Annotated in this window: 19 protein-coding genes; 11 read left to right on the top strand and 8 right to left on the bottom strand. The window is 43.9% G+C overall.

The genetic code is table 11. The annotated features are described in order from the left end of the window. Positions 1 to 3: 3 nt before the first annotated feature. On the top strand, positions 4 to 879 hold the full coding sequence (locus tag AC0J2F_RS03500; protein ID WP_473008777.1) for a PPK2 family polyphosphate kinase: 876 nt from the start codon (positions 4 to 6) through the stop codon (positions 877 to 879). A gap of 6 nt (positions 880 to 885) precedes the next feature. After that, complete coding sequence (locus tag AC0J2F_RS03495) at positions 886 to 2,271, top strand: M20/M25/M40 family metallo-hydrolase (protein ID WP_473008775.1); 1,386 nt, start codon at positions 886 to 888, stop codon at positions 2,269 to 2,271. 2 nt (positions 2,272 to 2,273) lie between these two features. Here the strand turns inward: AC0J2F_RS03495 and AC0J2F_RS03490 are convergent, their stop codons facing one another. Together AC0J2F_RS03490 and AC0J2F_RS03485 are read right to left on the bottom strand one after the other, a co-directional pair. Further along, entirely contained in the window at positions 2,274 to 2,885 is a 612-nt protein-coding gene (locus tag AC0J2F_RS03490; RefSeq protein WP_473008773.1) for a hypothetical protein, read from the bottom strand. A gap of 73 nt (positions 2,886 to 2,958) precedes the next feature. After that, positions 2,959 to 3,414, bottom strand: a complete 456-nt coding sequence (locus tag AC0J2F_RS03485) for a DUF1801 domain-containing protein (protein ID WP_473008771.1) — start codon at positions 3,412 to 3,414, stop codon at positions 2,959 to 2,961. A gap of 87 nt (positions 3,415 to 3,501) precedes the next feature. Here AC0J2F_RS03485 and AC0J2F_RS03480 point away from each other — a divergent pair, with 87 nt between their 5' ends. From AC0J2F_RS03480 to AC0J2F_RS03470, 3 genes are read left to right on the top strand one after another with little or no spacing between them, the layout of a single operon-like run. Next, a complete protein-coding gene (locus AC0J2F_RS03480) occupies positions 3,502 to 4,917 on the top strand; it encodes an MATE family efflux transporter (RefSeq protein WP_473008770.1) in 1,416 nt (471 codons plus the stop codon). 25 nt (positions 4,918 to 4,942) lie between these two features. After that, positions 4,943 to 5,176 carry a hypothetical protein gene (locus AC0J2F_RS03475; protein WP_087524754.1) on the top strand — a complete coding sequence of 78 codons (234 nt, stop codon included), beginning with the start codon at positions 4,943 to 4,945 and terminating at the stop codon, positions 5,174 to 5,176. Continuing rightward, positions 5,169 to 5,738 carry a phosphatase PAP2 family protein gene (locus AC0J2F_RS03470; RefSeq protein WP_473008768.1) on the top strand — a complete coding sequence of 190 codons (570 nt, stop codon included), beginning with the start codon at positions 5,169 to 5,171 and terminating at the stop codon, positions 5,736 to 5,738. Before AC0J2F_RS03475 ends, AC0J2F_RS03470 begins: the two co-directional genes overlap by 8 nt. Here the strand turns inward: AC0J2F_RS03470 and AC0J2F_RS03465 are convergent. From AC0J2F_RS03465 to AC0J2F_RS03455, 3 genes are read right to left on the bottom strand one after another with little or no spacing between them, the layout of a single operon-like run. Then, the gene (locus tag AC0J2F_RS03465; protein ID WP_473008767.1) at positions 5,725 to 7,359 is read right to left on the bottom strand and encodes an ArnT family glycosyltransferase; all 1,635 of its coding nucleotides are present in this window, start codon (positions 7,357 to 7,359) and stop codon (positions 5,725 to 5,727) included. The two genes, AC0J2F_RS03470 and AC0J2F_RS03465, sit on opposite strands and share 14 nt — an antisense overlap. After that, on the bottom strand, positions 7,346 to 7,975 hold the full coding sequence (locus AC0J2F_RS03460) for a lipid-A-disaccharide synthase N-terminal domain-containing protein (protein ID WP_473008766.1): 630 nt from the start codon (positions 7,973 to 7,975) through the stop codon (positions 7,346 to 7,348). Before AC0J2F_RS03460 ends, AC0J2F_RS03465 begins: the two co-directional genes overlap by 14 nt. Further along, positions 7,972 to 8,685: a glycosyltransferase family 2 protein gene (locus AC0J2F_RS03455; protein WP_473008765.1), complete on the bottom strand. Its 714-nt coding sequence runs from the start codon at positions 8,683 to 8,685 to the stop codon at positions 7,972 to 7,974. Before AC0J2F_RS03455 ends, AC0J2F_RS03460 begins: the two co-directional genes overlap by 4 nt. Positions 8,686 to 8,774: 89 nt before the next feature. Between AC0J2F_RS03455 and AC0J2F_RS03450 the strand changes: the two genes are divergently transcribed. Continuing rightward, on the top strand, positions 8,775 to 9,716 hold the full coding sequence (locus AC0J2F_RS03450) for an NAD-dependent epimerase/dehydratase family protein (RefSeq protein WP_473008763.1): 942 nt from the start codon (positions 8,775 to 8,777) through the stop codon (positions 9,714 to 9,716). Here AC0J2F_RS03450 and meaB read toward each other — a convergent pair. After that, positions 9,713 to 10,795: a methylmalonyl Co-A mutase-associated GTPase MeaB gene (gene meaB / locus AC0J2F_RS03445; protein WP_473008762.1), complete on the bottom strand. Its 1,083-nt coding sequence runs from the start codon at positions 10,793 to 10,795 to the stop codon at positions 9,713 to 9,715. The genes AC0J2F_RS03450 and meaB overlap by 4 nt on opposite strands. A gap of 4 nt (positions 10,796 to 10,799) precedes the next feature. After that, the gene (locus tag AC0J2F_RS03440; protein WP_420379829.1) at positions 10,800 to 11,372 is read right to left on the bottom strand and encodes a DUF2911 domain-containing protein; all 573 of its coding nucleotides are present in this window, start codon (positions 11,370 to 11,372) and stop codon (positions 10,800 to 10,802) included. A gap of 152 nt (positions 11,373 to 11,524) precedes the next feature. Between AC0J2F_RS03440 and AC0J2F_RS03435 the strand changes: the two genes are divergently transcribed. From AC0J2F_RS03435 to AC0J2F_RS03425, 3 genes are read left to right on the top strand one after another with little or no spacing between them, the layout of a single operon-like run. Beyond that, positions 11,525 to 12,067, top strand: a complete 543-nt coding sequence (locus tag AC0J2F_RS03435; protein WP_473008760.1) for an RNA polymerase sigma factor — start codon at positions 11,525 to 11,527, stop codon at positions 12,065 to 12,067. Beyond that, complete coding sequence (locus AC0J2F_RS03430) at positions 12,051 to 12,641, top strand: hypothetical protein (protein ID WP_473008759.1); 591 nt, start codon at positions 12,051 to 12,053, stop codon at positions 12,639 to 12,641. Before AC0J2F_RS03435 ends, AC0J2F_RS03430 begins: the two co-directional genes overlap by 17 nt. Then, entirely contained in the window at positions 12,619 to 14,124 is a 1,506-nt protein-coding gene (locus AC0J2F_RS03425; protein ID WP_473008757.1) for a hypothetical protein, read from the top strand. The genes AC0J2F_RS03430 and AC0J2F_RS03425 overlap by 23 nt, the downstream gene beginning before the upstream one ends. Positions 14,125 to 14,287: 163 nt before the next feature. Here AC0J2F_RS03425 and AC0J2F_RS03420 read toward each other — a convergent pair whose 3' ends face one another. Further along, the gene (locus AC0J2F_RS03420) at positions 14,288 to 14,638 is read right to left on the bottom strand and encodes a DUF6249 domain-containing protein (protein WP_473008756.1); all 351 of its coding nucleotides are present in this window, start codon (positions 14,636 to 14,638) and stop codon (positions 14,288 to 14,290) included. 164 nt (positions 14,639 to 14,802) lie between these two features. Between AC0J2F_RS03420 and AC0J2F_RS03415 the strand changes: the two genes are divergently transcribed. Together AC0J2F_RS03415 and AC0J2F_RS03410 are read left to right on the top strand one after the other, a co-directional pair. Next, a complete protein-coding gene (locus AC0J2F_RS03415; protein WP_473008754.1) occupies positions 14,803 to 15,387 on the top strand; it encodes an RNA polymerase sigma factor in 585 nt (194 codons plus the stop codon). After that, the gene (locus tag AC0J2F_RS03410; protein WP_473008753.1) at positions 15,374 to 15,757 is read left to right on the top strand and encodes a hypothetical protein; all 384 of its coding nucleotides are present in this window, start codon (positions 15,374 to 15,376) and stop codon (positions 15,755 to 15,757) included. The genes AC0J2F_RS03415 and AC0J2F_RS03410 overlap by 14 nt, the downstream gene beginning before the upstream one ends. The last annotated feature ends 30 nt before the right edge of the window (positions 15,758 to 15,787 follow it).

Raw genomic sequence — 15,787 nt, 5'->3', positions numbered from 1 at the left:
TATATGAAGATCGACATCAATAAATACCGTGTCGCCGGTCAAACGGATCTTAACAGTCACCCAACTTACGAAGACTTTAGTCTTGATAGGGAAACGCTCGAAGGTATTTTGGAGCGAACCCGTTCGCGTTTGGGGAAGCTACAAGATACTATGTATGCTCACGACAAATACGCCGTTTTGATCTGTTTGCAAGGCATGGACACTGCTGGTAAGGACAGTTTGATCCGAGAGGTTTTCAAAGATTTCAATTCCCGTGGCGTAGAAGTACACAGCTTTAAAGTACCCACAGAGCTCGAATTAGATCACGACTATCTATGGAGGCATTACATTGCCTTGCCTCGCCGAGGGATCTTCGGGATACACAATAGAACTCATTACGAAAATGTGTTGGTTACCCGAGTGCATCCGGAGTATATATTGAACGAGCGCCTGCCCAAGCTAAAGCGTGTGGAACAGATAGATGATGCCTTTTGGGATGCTCGTTTTGAGCAGATCAATAATTTCGAGAAACACTTGGCAGAGAACGGTACTTTGATCTTTAAGTTCTATTTGAATCTTTCTAAGGACGAGCAAAAGAATCGTTTGCTGCGCAGGCTTAAGAAAAAGGAGAAGAACTGGAAATTCTCTTCCGGAGATCTCAAGGAACGCAAACTCTGGGATAAGTATATGGAATGCTATCAGGATGCTATCAACAGAACGTCTAAAGAACACGCACCTTGGTTTGTGATCCCTGCAGACAACAAACGCGCCGCTCGTGTGATTGTAGCCAATATCCTTTTGGAATCCATGCAGCAATATACCAACATTAAAGAGCCGGAATTGGATACCGAAACTCAGGCTAAACTGAAACAATATCTAGAAGAACTAAATAACGAATAGTCTATTATGAATTTAAAATTGCGCTTCGTATCGGTCTGTTTGCTCCTCAGTACACTAGTTTCAGGGCAAACCCAATCTCAGGATTCACTAATGCTTAGAAACATTTACGACCTGGCCTTGCTCAACGGGCAAAGCTATCAGTGGTTAGAGCACTTGTCTAATCAAATAGGAGGTCGCTTATCTGGATCTGCAGAGGCCGAAGCCGCAGTTAAATACACCGAGATGGAACTCAAGGCTTTGGGCTTGGATTCCGTGTGGCTACAACCCGTTATGGTTCCTAAGTGGGTTCGTGGAGCGAAAGAAACCGCTTATTTCGAGACGGCCGGAAACAAGACTGAATTACAGATCTGCGCTTTGGGTGGTTCCGTAGCAACACCGGCATCTGGTACTTCTGCTCAGGTTGTCGAAGTGCAATCTTTAGATGCCTTGGCCGCTTTAGGCAAAGAGGCTATTGCCGGGAAGATCGTATTCTATAACAGGCCGATGCAGGCGGAACTGATCAACACCTTTGCCGCTTATGGAGGCTGTGTAGATCAGCGTTATGCCGGAGCAATGGAAGCCGGAAAATACGGAGCCGTTGGTGTCATAGTGCGTTCCATGAATTTGCGTTTAGATGATTATCCCCACACAGGGTCTATGTCTTATGGAGATCTTAAAGACGATCAACGTATTCCTGCGGCTGCGGTCAGTACCTTAGGAGCAGAAGCCCTGAGTGAGGCACTGCAAAAGGACCCTAATTTAAAATTGAGCTTTACCCAATCTTGCCAGACCTTTCCAGATGTGCAGTCATATAATGTGATAGGTCAGTTAACCGGATCAGAATTCCCAGATAAGTACTTTGTTGTAGGAGGCCACTTGGATTCTTGGGATACCGGAGACGGTTCTCACGACGATGGTGCCGGTTGTGTGCAATCTATGGAGGTACTGCGGCTATTACAGAAAGCCAATTACAAGCCTAAACACAGTCTACGTGTAGTTTTATTCATGAACGAAGAAAATGGCCTGCGCGGCGGAAGAGCCTATGCAGAAATGGCTCAAAAGAATAAGGAAACCCATGTGTTCGCTTTGGAGAGTGACGCTGGTGGATTTTCTCCTAGAGGTTTTTCCTTTGATAGTGACCCGTCAAACTACCAGCAGGTGATGTCTTGGAAAACCCTCTTTGAACCTTATATGGTCCACGCTTTTACCAAAGGTGGCAGCGGAGCTGATATTGGCCCTTTAAAAACAGACGGAATTGTGCTTGCTGGGCTGCGCCCAGATTCACAGCGGTATTTCGATTACCACCACGCGCCTAACGACACCTTTGACGCCATTAACAAACGCGAATTAGAACTCGGAGCAGCTGCTATGGCTTCTCTGGTCTACCTGTTTGATAAATACGGAATTAAATAAGGCTATTCACGCCATTTGATCCATAAGATCGCAGACGGATTAGCAATATCTCCATTGCCATCGTCTCTAGCGCGCAGTGCAATATTGTCACCGGCAGAAAAGTCAATGTCGACAGTGTCGTCATTTAGACCATTATCTACCAAGTTAATATCTGTAACACTCACATTAGCACCACCGTTTCGAACCCGCAGTTCAAATCGCTTGGTTGCGTTCCCTCCAGATGAGGTTGCAGAAATGTGAACTATAGTTCCATTCTTGGGCATCACAGCCCCGGCGTCCTGATTCGTAATGCGTCCACCAAAATACATATTCTGGTTACTCACATTACCGTTTCGAACAAAATTAATGGGAATGGTGGTCACACTTAACCAATGTCCTCTATTGGGTTCATAATAGTAGAGTTCATTGTTTATCACAGCGAGTTGTCCGGCATTGAGATTGGTAGTAGGTGCCGTCGATGTGTTGGTCAGTTCTAGGGGAGCGATTCCGCTCGACCCTGCATCAATGGTTAATTGGGCAGTGGGATTAATAGTCCCAATACCCACCTGGGCTTTGGCTATTTGTACCCCAAATAGGAGTACCGCAGCGCAAGCCAGAATTTGCGGTTTTTTCATTTTTATACTGGGGGGTATAGGTAGTTTTGAAAAATCTGGATTGCTATTATGTCGACACGAAAATAAGGAATTTTTACGACTTAACCACTAACTCATAGCGGTCTATCCAATGCTGCGGTGTCATTTTACTTGATAATTGGCCGATTAGCTCATATGGAATGGTCTCTGGTTTTTTAAATCGAATACAGCTTTTACCCATGTCTAATTTGGTCTTAACATATTTTGGATACTCGGCTTTAAACCATTCCAATAGCTCGGGGTCGGAGTAGATTCCCATATGATAAAGCGCAATGAAATTCTTCTGTGAGGCAATACTCATAAAAGGTAGCGGCAACTTCGGGTCGCAATGATAACCATCAGGGTAAATGCTATGAGGCACCACATATCCGATCATCCCATAACTCAAAGCTGGTTCAAAGCCCTCAGGCAGGTTGTCTAGAATGGTTCGATGTAGTTGCTCCATATAAGGCTTGCGCTCTGCTGGTATGGCGGCTAGATATTCTGTTATACTGTTTGCTTGTACTTTCATCGCTTAAGGCTTTGTTTAAAGATATTAAATTTTAAATTTGATGCAGACAGATCTGATTCGTACCACACAGAATCCGGTACTAACGCAATGACACTAACCCAATACACCAAAGAATTCAAGTACAATTGGTCCTTGGCGGCTCCCGTTATTCTGGGCATGCTGGGGCATACCTTTGTGAGTTTTGTAGACAATATCATGGTAGGCCAGCTGGGTACTGCAGAACTCGCTGCAGTTTCCTTGGGGAATAGTTTTATGTTCATTGCAATGTCTTTAGGTATAGGTTTTTCTACCGCTATTACACCTTTGGTAGCTGCTGCGGATGCGGAGGGAAATTTTCAAGCCGGGAAGGCTGCCTTTAAGCACGGTCTCTTTCTTTGCACTGTTTTGGGTATCACCCTATTCTTGGGGGTGTATTTTGCCAAACCGCTCTTGTACTTTATGGATCAACCTCAAGAGGTAGTTGTATTGGCAGAACCCTATCTGGATCTTGTAGCGTTTTCACTCATTCCGTTAATTATTTTTCAAGCGTTTAAGCAGTGCAGCGATGGGCTCTCCATGACCCGAGCTCCTATGTATGCTACGCTCTTGGCCAATGTTGTAAATATAGTGTTGAACTACTTACTCATCTTTGGAAAGTTCGGATTCCCGCAAATGGGAATAGTAGGTGCAGCGATTGGTACTTTGGTGTCTCGTGTTATTATGGTGGGCTATTTATGGCTCCTAATGAAACGCAATCTCAAATCCAAAGAATACGTCTTAAAGATCAAACTCTTTGCGCTAGAGAACAGTATGATCAAACGCATATTGAGTTTGGGCTTTCCGTCTGCCTTACAGATGTTCTTTGAAGTGGCCATATTCACCGCAGCAATTTGGATGTCTGGCTTGTTGGGCAAGAATCCGCAGGCTGCTAATCAAATCGCATTGAACCTCTCTTCCATGACCTTTATGGTGGCTATGGGGCTAAGCGTCGCTGCTATGATCCGTGTTGGCAATCAACAAGGTTTACAACGCTATAGGGAGCTCAGACGCATAGCGCACTCTATTTTCTTATTGGCCATATTGCTAGCTTGTTGCTTTGCGGTCTTGTTCTTTGTATTTCACCAAGTACTGCCAAAGCTCTATGTGGACTTTGACGATGCTCAGAACTTTGCCGATAATTTCGAAGTAGTTCAAATTGCAGCCCGCCTGCTCATAGTGGCTGCTGTGTTTCAGATCTCAGATGGGGTTCAAGTTGTGGTTCTTGGCGCTTTAAGAGGTATGCAAGATGTGAAGTTGCCTACCTTGTTCACCTTTATTGCTTATTGGGTTGTGGGCTTTCCTATTTCGTATTATCTGGGCTTACACACCCCCTACAAAAGTTCGGGGATTTGGATCGGTCTTTTGGCCGGGCTTACGGTTAGTGGGATCTTACTCTACCTCCGATTCAATTATTTGAGTCGCAAGCTTATAACTCAAAATGACCAGCTCCAGGTAAATTCCACAAGCGACTCCAGAGATAATTAGTATTTTTGCGCATAATCATTTAGCCATGGAACTTCCAAAATTCTTAATGGGTGACAATACCGATCATCCCGACAACATTTATGTGATCCATACAGAATTCCCTCGTTTTGTGATCGACCTCAGTAAGGACGAGATAGAATGGATGGAGGAATTTGATCAACACGATCAACAGGAAGTTGAAACCGAAACCCAAAACATGATCGCTGAGGCGACTGCCTTTTACGATCGCGAAGTAGCCCGATACGAGCAAAATGATTGATCAGTTATTGCAATACGACACCCAACTGTTTACCTATCTGAACAGTTTAGGTTCTACAACTTGGGACAACCTTTGGCTGGTCATAACCAATAAGTTTGCCTCTATTCCAATTTATTTGGTCTTGTTGTATTTGGTGCAAAAGAACTTCGGATGGCGTTATACAGCTGTTGTAGTGGTCACTACGGCACTTATGATCACCTTTACCGATCAGTTGACCAATTTGGCCAAGGATTTCTTTGAGCGGCCGCGTCCCTGTCAAGAAGACAGCCTAGAAGCTAGCATTCGCTATGTGGCGCCGCGCTGTGGAAAATTCAGTTTCTTTTCCGGACATGCAACAAGTACTATGGCCGGGGCAGTCTTTATTAGTTTGATATTGCGCAGTCGTTACCGCTATCTGCCGTTTATGATGCTTTTTTGGGCCTTCTTAGTGAGTTATTCTCGCGTTTATGTTGGCGTACACTATCCGCTCGATATCTTTACGGGAATGATCGTAGGAGCTTTGGCAGGGCTTGGGTTCTATCAGCTAGAAAAGTACTTGCAGCAGCGTTTTAATACCTTTTAGAAACTTTAAAAAGCATGCGTGCCAAACGCGTTTTGTATCCGCTTTCTCCTTTTTTCTGCGGATTCATATCGTAAAAGCCAGCCGGCGCGTAGTTGTAGTCTTTAAAGTCTTTCAGAAAATCTTCCAGATGATCTTCTGCTACTAGCACGCCAAAAGAATCTTCTTCTGGCCAAAAGAATTCGCCTTGATTTTTAATTACGGGTAAGATACCCTGATAGCTCCAGATCAGTTCCGGGGTAAAATAATCGTATTCATATACCGGGAGATCGTTCTGCTCTTTTTGCCAGCTGCGGAGTTTACTCAGGGCGTTATACTCAGGGTTGTAACTGAGCGAATCGGCCATAGGCAATCCGAAGCAAATCACACTCATAACCAATACAAAACTGCATATCAATGCCACTTGCAGCCGTTTTTTAAGTAGCGCACGCCAGATAAAGAAACCAATTGTCAGTAAACTTAGGCTTAGCCCAATAAACCAGAACCACTGTCCACTTAGGTGGTCTTTAAGCAAAATGTATCCACCCACAGGAAATGCAAGTCCTACCGTTCCTAAGAGACCAAAATGCAAATAAGGCGCAACTTTTTCTTTCCAATCGGTCAGTGTCTTGAAATGGTCCAAAAGATACTCCAGGTAGAACGAGGTGTTCCAAGCCATAGGAATTAATACGGGGAGTAAATAGCGCGATTTCTTTTCCGGTATAAGGGAGAGCAGCACCACACTGAGCATGGTCCAAAGAAAACTAAATAAATAGCCTTTAGGGTCCTTAACCCGTTTGCGTAAATACGGAAACAAAAGGGCGACAAAAGCTGGTAAGGTCCATAAACCACTTTGCGTAAAGAAACTCCAGTAATAGTAAAAAGGTCTTATGTTGTAGCTGGTCCAGTTGTTGGCCTCGCGTTCGGTAATAGCCTTTAAAGTGTCTGCGTCATAGGTATAGGTATACCAAAACCACCAACCAGAACCAACCACCGCTACGGTGAGCAATACGACTATCGGAAGTATAAGGCCTTTATGCCAGCGAATTTTATAAACTATCCCATAGGCAATCAAAAAGGGAAGTAGTAGGGCATAAAGAGAAACAGGACCTTTACTCATCCAAGAGGCCGCTAGGAACAATCCCGCTAAAAAACCGTAAAGGATCAGCCTTTTAGATTCAGAATACAATTTGTGGAGGTAATAAATTGCCACCATCATAAAGGCGTGGGTAAAAATGTCCCACTGGCCGTTGCGCCCGGCAAATATTATATAAAAGGAGCTTATCAAGATCAAGCCTCCCCAAAAATTCTGACGCCGATTGTTAAAAAGTGTTCCGTGAAGCTTATAGCCAAAAACCAGCAACAGCATAGCACTTATAGCCGCGGGTAAACGCAGTGCCCAAACTTTAAGTCCAAACAGCGCTCCTGAGAAAGCAGTAAGCCAAGTGGGTAAAGGTGGTTTCTGATAGCGCGGTTCTCCGTTTATTGTGGTGAGTAACCAATTGTCGTCTACCAGCATTTCTCGAGCGGTAATAAAATTCCGCGCCTCCATGATATTTACCGCGAGTTCGCCGAGATGTACCAAAAATAAAGGGATACAGCTTAGCAGAAGCACTGTTAACGGTCTGTCTTTAAGCCACTGCATCTTGTTTTCTTAAAATGATGATATTTCGCAAATAGACCAGTAAGCCCGCACCGTGCCCAAATAACAAAACAGGGTCTTTTCTAAATACCGCGTACAGCAATATCAGCGAGGCACCTATAACGCTAAGTAGCCAAAAGCCCATGGGCAAATGTGATTCTCTTTTCTTTTCAGAATACAACCATTGATATACAAACCTCAAGGTAAATAGTACTTGAGAGACTATACCCAGCCACAGCAACCATTGCGGTATGGCCTCGTTGTTCAACAAGAGGTCTATATCGTATTTGCCGTTGTTGTAGGCGTATAATACAATTCCGATTGGAAACGCTATTAGAAAGGTTCTAAAGGCCCAATGAGCCTTTTGCCAATGTCCTTGCAGGTGCAAGTTCCTAATGTATATAAAGTAGGTCAACGATTGCCCAAGCATAATGGCAAAGTCCTCTCGTAGATATCCGTACACAAAAAGCAGAAAACTCGCTAATAAACTGAGCTTCCAGAACAGCGCCGGAGTCATGACCTTTTTGTTCTTTTCAGACAGGAACCACTGTAATAAGAGGCGGGCCGAAAATAATATTTGGGCTACAAAGCCTATGGTATAGATCAGCCAGGTGCTCATCCCTTAGAAGCAATGCGGTAATTGATGTACTTTTTCTTCATCCACAAATAGGCGAAGCAATCCATCAGCGGGCCTATCAGTCTATTCCAGACCCCAAACTTCGCTGTCCCTGCGATTCTCGGAAAATGCTGCACAGGAATTTGTTTTATACGACCTTCTTGTAAGAGGATCATAGCCGGTAGAAAGCGATGTAATCCTTTAAACATCGGGATGCGTTTGGCATAATCGGTTTTGATGATTTTTAAGGGACAACCGGTATCGTCCATTCCGTCTTTGGTAAACGCTCTACGAATACCGTTGGCTATCTTAGAAGACATACGCTTTACAAACTTGTCCTTGCGGTTCGCTCTTACCCCTGTGACCAGTTCGTGGTCATCAATATGATCAAACAGTAAGTTGAAATCTTCTGGAGCCGTTTGCAGATCAGAGTCGATATAACCCACTAAAGGTGTTTCGGTATGATCAAAGCCAGCTTTAATAGCAGCACTAAGCCCTCTGTTCTCCGCAAAATTGATAAAACTAAACGCCTCGTTTCTAGCGCAAATATCTTCTATCATTTGTTGGGAACTGTCCTTGGAGCCATCGTTGACAAAGAGTGCGCGAGTAGGCCTTTTGGCCACTTTAAAGAAAGCACTCATTTCTGCCTCTACACGAGCCAAATTGTCTTCTTCATTGTATACCGGGATTACGACAGTAAGGGCGTAAGACATCTTTGTTAGTTTGCTACAAAAGTATTCTTTTTTAAAGAATTGAAATTGGTTTGAGAGCGGTCTGTTTATTCTTGTTATTTTTGGGTCGAATGAAAGTATTAGTTACCGGTGCTGCCGGATTTATAGGATCCCATACTGCGGAGCGTCTTCAGGCCTTAGGTCACGAGGTGGTAGCCGTAGATAATTTCTCGCCTTATTACGACGTGAGTCTAAAAGAGCGCAATGCTGCGGAGCTCGCTAAACAAGGAATTAAGGTGCAAGCTGTTGACCTTCGCGAAGGCGGATTGGAAAAGGTTCTACCTACAGATATTGAATATATTTTCCACTTTGCAGCTCAGCCGGGAATATCTCAAAAAAGTACTTTCGACGATTATCTGACCAACAATATTATTGCTACCCAAAGGGTTTTGCAGTTTGCGCAGCAGTGTCCGAATTTCAAATTCTTTGTCAATATAGCGACCTCGTCTATTTACGGTCTTGTGGCTACCTATCCAGAAGACGCTGCACCTAAGCCAGCTTCTTATTACGGAGTGACAAAATTGGCAGCAGAACAGTTGGTTTTGGCCTACGATCGCGACGGTCTACTATCGGGTTGCTCCCTGCGACTCTACTCGGTCTATGGTCCTAGAGAACGTCCAGATAAATTATACACCAAGCTTATTTTATGTGGCCTTAATGGGGAGCCTTTTCCGCTGTTCCAAGGCAGTGAGAAACACCTCAGAAGTTTTACCTATGTTCAAGACATTGTAGACGGTATAGTGGCTGTTATGGGCAGGGAATCTGTTTGTAGTGGGGAGGTGATCAACTTGGGTACGGCAACAGAAAGCACCACTGCAGCGGGTATCGCTGCAGTTGAAACCATTTTAGGGAAGAAGATCGAAATGGAGATCTTTCCGCCAAGACCTGGCGATCAGTCGCGAACCAAGGCAAATATTGACAAAGCGAGACAATTACTGGGTTATAATCCGCAGACCACTTTAAAAGAAGGCTTACAGCAACAGGTGGAGTGGGTGCGATCGAATTTGGTTTAGTTAGTAGCCTTCAAAACCGCAAAGGCCGCCTCAAAAGGCGTGGTCTTTTTTTGTTCTAAAAGTGCTTCTTGAGTAGCAATGGCTTGCAATACTTCAGGTTTGTTGTAGAAATTATCTAAGACCGTATTGCTTATGGTCTCCTTGAACCAATAGTGCTCTTGTTCATTTCTTTTCTCGCCAAAGGCAGCACTTTCCTTTGTTTGCTTTTTGTAATCAGCTATTAGCTCGTAGATCTGGTCAATTCCTTTATTCTCTAAGGCGCTACAAGTCATGGTTTTTGGGCTCCAGCCGTTCGCTTTCTGCGGATAGAGGTGAAGCGCTCTATTGAATTCCGTCTTGGCCAAACGGGCCGCTTTCTCATTGGCACCATCCGCTTTGTTGATCACAATGGCATCGGCCATTTCTATGATCCCCCGTTTAATACCTTGCAGTTCGTCTCCGGCGCCAGCCAACTTCAGCAGTAAAAAGAAATCGGTCATGGAGTGCACCGCGGTCTCGCTTTGGCCTACACCCACAGTTTCGATCAAGATAACATCATAACCGGCAGCTTCGCAAAGCACAATGGCTTCTCGTGTTTTACGGGCAACTCCGCCTAAGGAATCACCAGAGGCCGATGGTCTAATAAAAGCATTTTCTTCCTTGACCAAAGACTCCATACGGGTTTTATCGCCCAAAATACTTCCGTGACTAATACTGCTAGACGGGTCTACTGCCAATACCGCCACTTTATGGCCCTTGCTCAAATAGAGCTGCCCAAACTGTTCTATAAAGGTGCTTTTGCCCACTCCAGGAACCCCAGTGATCCCAATCCGAATGCTATCAACAGTATGCGGTAAACAGGCTGTAATGAGTTCTTGGGCTTGCTGCTGGTGCTTTTCTGCTTTGGATTCTATAAGGGTAATGCCCTTAGAAAGAGCAGCGGTCTGGCCAGCTAAAATACCTTGTAACAAGGCTTGCCGGGATTGCTTTTTAAGTCGGTGTTTCTTGATACTTTGCGCCGCAGCTAGGCTCAAACTCTCCGGCCGCTCTATGCCCGGGGTCTCGCTCAAGGCCGAATCCGTTTTCTTTTTGGCGCTCATTGGATCAGTGATTCATTTTTACAGGAACCACCACATTGTCCCAAGCTAAGATCATGACCAAAGTATTCGGGCCGTCTTCTGCAAAACTAATGGTGAACTGTTCCATGGCGGTGAGGCTTTTAGAAATTGGAACCTCAGTGACCACTACATCGTAATTCGGATCTCGCGAAGCTTTGGCATTTAAGAATTTCACACCCCAGCCGTACATCTTAGAATTAAAGATCACCGTCCATTTGTCTTCGTTAGGGATGGTCCATAAACTGTATTTGCCTGCCGGTAAGGTCTGTCCTCCGATTTTGAGGTCTTCATCGGTTTCAATGGTTGTTGCCTCGTTGGCCCCGGTACGCCATACCTCCCCATAAGGAACCAAGCCGCCAAATATCTCTCTTCCTTTTTTGGCCGGACTGCAATAAAAGACATCTACATGTAAATTTCCCTGGGTATAGGTTATGGTTTGTTCCGGACTGTGTTTCTTGGTCTGTGACCGCATGATAGGGCCGATAACAAAATAGAACAGCGCGATAAGTAAGAGTGCGCCGCCTAAGATCCGCATTAAAATTCCGCTGGAATTCTTCATAAAATAAGCTCTTTCTGCCTTAAAGAAATAAAGGTAGTAAATTTACCACTAAGCAATTTTATAGGGCTGCTTGAAACTTTTTTAAAATTTTTTGAAACGCCATTAAAATTGTCTCGTCTTTAGACCGAATAGCAATCCAAAAAAACCATCAAGTGTCAGATCTGCTACTTATAGAGCGATGCAAGCAAAACGACAGAAAAGCCCAAATGGCGGTATATAATAAATACTGTGAGGGCATGCTGATCATCGCAAAAAGGTATATGAAAGACACGGCTTTAGCCGAGGATGCCATGCAAGAAGGTTTTATCAAGGCCTTTCAGAAATTGGCGCAGTTCAAAGGGGACGTCACCTTTGGAGCCTGGCTCAAGCGAATTGTGATCAATACTTGTCTAGACACCATAAAAGCTCAAAAGGCCGTATGGACAGGTATTAATGAAGAGGTGATGAGTGTAGTAGATGACCAAGACCACACTATCCCAGACGGAACAACTGTCAACGAGGTAAAGACGGCTATAGCCAACCTGCCTGAGAAGTACCGACTGGTAACACAAATGTTCTACCTTGAAGGGTATGACCATAGCGAGATCGCTTCTATCATGAACATTAGCGAGGCTGCTTCGCGAACTTGTTTGTTCCGCGGAAAAAGCCAGATCAAAAAACAACTAAAGCACTTAGACCATGGCACAGGATATTAGAGATTTATTGCAGCGAGATGCCCAAACGGAGCGTGCGGATCTATCGGCCAACCACCAAGATAAGTTTGCTCGTTTATTAGACGAGCGACTGCCACAGCAAAAGAAACCTATGTTTTTATGGCTCAAAGTAGCGGCCATTGGAATATTGCTTTTAGGGATCGGTTATATACTAATGACCAACACCAGCGGTGAACCGCAGGAGCAAATTGCGGTAGAGGAGACCCTGCCTGCAGACAATCAAGAAAATCAAAAAGCGAGCAAAGGCTTGAGTGATTTTTCTCCGGAGTTTAAAAAACTGGAGGACTATTACACAAGAAGTATCACTATGGGGATAGCCTCCTTAGAGGTCAACCCAGAGAACCAAGAATTGATAGACGGCTATATGAAACGCCTGTCTACCTTAGATAAAGAATACAAAAAACTGAATGCGGAATTGGTCAATGTAGGTCCTAATGACCTGACCGTGAACGCTCTGATCGATAATTTGAAATTGCGTTTGGAATTGCTACTCAAACTAAAAAACAAATTACGAGAACTTAAATCAGCAAACAATGAGAACAACAATCAAGTCTAATTGGATAGCAGGGCTGCTCTTTTTAAGCGCAACCACTCTTTTCGGACAAGTAAAGGAGAAAAAAACCTTTGACACCGATGACGATGTACGCATCGAAGTAAACAGTTCCTATGTGGACTTTGTCTTTGAGACCTGGAACAGGGATAAAGTGGAGGTTACTGCGGAGTTGGTAGGTGAAGACTTAACCAGAGAGGAAGCCAAGGAGCTTTTAGATGCCTGGGATTTTACTGTGTCCGGAGACAGCAACCGTATTACCATAAACAGCGGAACCAATTTTAACCTGAACTGGGATGGCGATTCGCTAGAGGCGCTAGAAAGCCTAGAATCATTAGAAGCTCTGAAAGAGCTAGAGAATCTAGAGATCAACCTACAAGGCTTGGGCGAGGGTCTTGAAAAATTAGGCCCCATGCTGCAAGATGTATTAGGTCCAATGATGGCTAATATGTCGAGTAATCCACTACCTCCAGATTTCTTAGAAGGACTAGAAGGACTAGAATTCGATTACGATGCTTACGAAGCCGACAAAGAAGGCTATATGAAAAAGTGGGAAGCCCAACTCGAGGAGCGCTTTGGAAAAGACTTTGAAGTGAAAATGGAAGCTTGGGGTGAGGAATATGCCGAAAAGTGGGAAGCCTGGGGAGAAGAGTTTGGCGAGAAATGGGCCAAAGAATTCGAAGCCTGGGGCGAAGAGTTCGGTGAGAAATTTGCCAAAGACATGGAAAAGTGGGCCGAAGGCTTCGGTGAAGACATGGAGAAATGGGGCGAGAAATTCGGAAAGGACATGGAAAAGTGGGCCGAAGAATTCGAAGCCGAGATAGAAGAGCTAGAAAAGAAGAACGGCGACAAAGTGTTTATCATGAATGGTAAAGATTACGATCTAAAGGGCGTTAAGCGCGTAATCAAGATCAAAATGCCTAAAGATGCCGAGTTGGATCTTAACGTGCGTCACGGAGAGGTAAAACTAGGAGCGGTAAACAACATCAAGGCCGATCTGAACTACAGTACATTTATAGCAACTACAGTTGATGGAGGGGAAACCTCCATCAACGTTGCTTATGCGCCTGTATTTGTAAAGCATTGGAAAAACGGTGCCTTGGGAGCCAATTATGTAGACACTTGCGTGATCAATCAGGCAGATAATATTACCATGGAGGCCAATTCTAGCAACGTGACCTTTGGAGTTTTGAGCAAAGACGCCATGCTCAATGGGTCTTATGGCGCTTTGGTGATCAACAACTTCGGAGCCGATTTTTCTTCTGTGGCGTTGAATTTAGACAATACAGATGCCAATATCTTTTTGCCAGAAGTAGCATTAGATATTTTCTTCAACGGTAAAAAATCCAGCATTAAATTGCCTTCGGACGTAACTTCTAGTTCTAACAGTATGAACGGAAATTCTATGCTAAAAGGCTATCATCTGAATTCTAATTCTAACAGACTCATCAACATTACAGCCGCCTATAGTAATATAACAGTACATTAAAAGCCTTAGAGCCTCGCCGCCTTAAGGCTTTCCATTTTATTTACTTCGCCTTTTGCAGCGTTAAGTTTGTTGCCCGTATAGGGCATTTCTCATTTAGAAAGGACCACAAAAAAAACCGGCAACATTACTGCAGCCGGTCAACTAACTAAAATCAAGGAGTTGTTTAGTCCTTGGTAATTAAGTTTTTGGTCATATAGAATCCGGTAAGTAAGCCGGCACCCGCCATAAAGAATATAGTACCTGGAAAAGCAATCTCTTCGCTCATGCCCATTACTTCGTGGAACAGCCCTCCGAAAAAGATCCCAGCACCGATACCCATAGAAAGTAGGGCCAAATTCAAGATTAAAATTTTAGAAGTTCCGTGACTTCCTCTTTTATTGCTAAAAAAGATAGAAGCGTCGGCTCCTTTTTCAATCAAAGCAAGGCGCTCTTTGTTACGCGCACTGATGTACAAATAGTAGATGCCAAAAACGACACCGAAAATGATAGGAATTACAATTACTTCTGATCCCATTGTATTTAGTTTTAAAGTTTATAGTTCATTTTTTAATTGATGATGCTGATATCTGCTCATTTGTCTCTAAGACGCTCCAATTTTTAAGTCGGTTACAGAAAAGACAAAATATTTTTCTAGCTCACCGTGTAACCACGCTGACACAAAAGGCGTCTTACCTTTAAATGAACCAAACCACTGACCACCATTTTATAACACAGACCCTGGCAGGTGATCCTCAGGCCTTTGGGCAGTTGGTCATGCGCTATCAAGATTATGTGTTCACGGTGGTCAATAGAATGGTGCAGCATAAGGAGGAGGCTCAAGAGATAACGCAAGATACTTTTGTTAAGGCCTACAGTTCTTTGTCGAGTTTTAGAGGAGACTCTAAATTTTCATCTTGGCTGTACACCATTGCTTACAGAAAGACCTTAGATCGCATTAAGAAGAATAAGCGTTATGCTGAATTCGATGCGTTGGAGCAGGTACTATCTGCGGATGAGGACACAGAGACACACGGGTTTAAACGCTTAGTGGCTCAAGAACGATCGGCCACCATAAAGGCTGCTATTGCTCAGTTAGAACCGGTAACGGCGGCCTTGATCAGTTTTTATTATTACGAAGAGCTCTCTGTAAAGGAGATAGAAAAGATCACGGACTTGACTCCGGAGAATATAAAAGTTAAATTGTACCGAGGACGCAAAAAGTTGTTCCTATTATTACAACACGCGCAGTTCCCAGAAATACAACACGGTTATGGAAACCTTTAAAGACCCAAAAGACGCGCAGACCAGAAAATATTTGAATGAGGCTGGCATAGGCAAGGCTCCAGAAGGAACCTATGCGGCCATCATGGATCAGATCACAGCGTTAAATGCTTATTCTATTACCTATAAACCGCTTATCAGTCGAAAAGGTTGGCTTCTGATAATTGTAGCCTTAGCGCTCTTTTTAGTGGGTGTATTTTGGGTGCCGATCGAGAAGTTCTATCTAAACAATATTCCTCAATTAGGAAGCTTTGATGAATTTTTAAAGCAACTTCAGGTTTCTGATACGACCTTATATGCAATAGGTTTTTTAGGGCTATTCTTATTGCAACTACCGTTTTTAAAACGCCTTTTAGACACTCAAAAAGCCTAGCGCAGATCAAATAATTAAGACATAAAAAAC

The sequence above is a fragment of the Gilvibacter sp. CC01 genome (assembly GCF_055755295.1).
The sequence above is the reverse complement of the archived record's forward strand: the minus strand, read 5'-3'. Positions and strand labels throughout refer to the sequence as shown.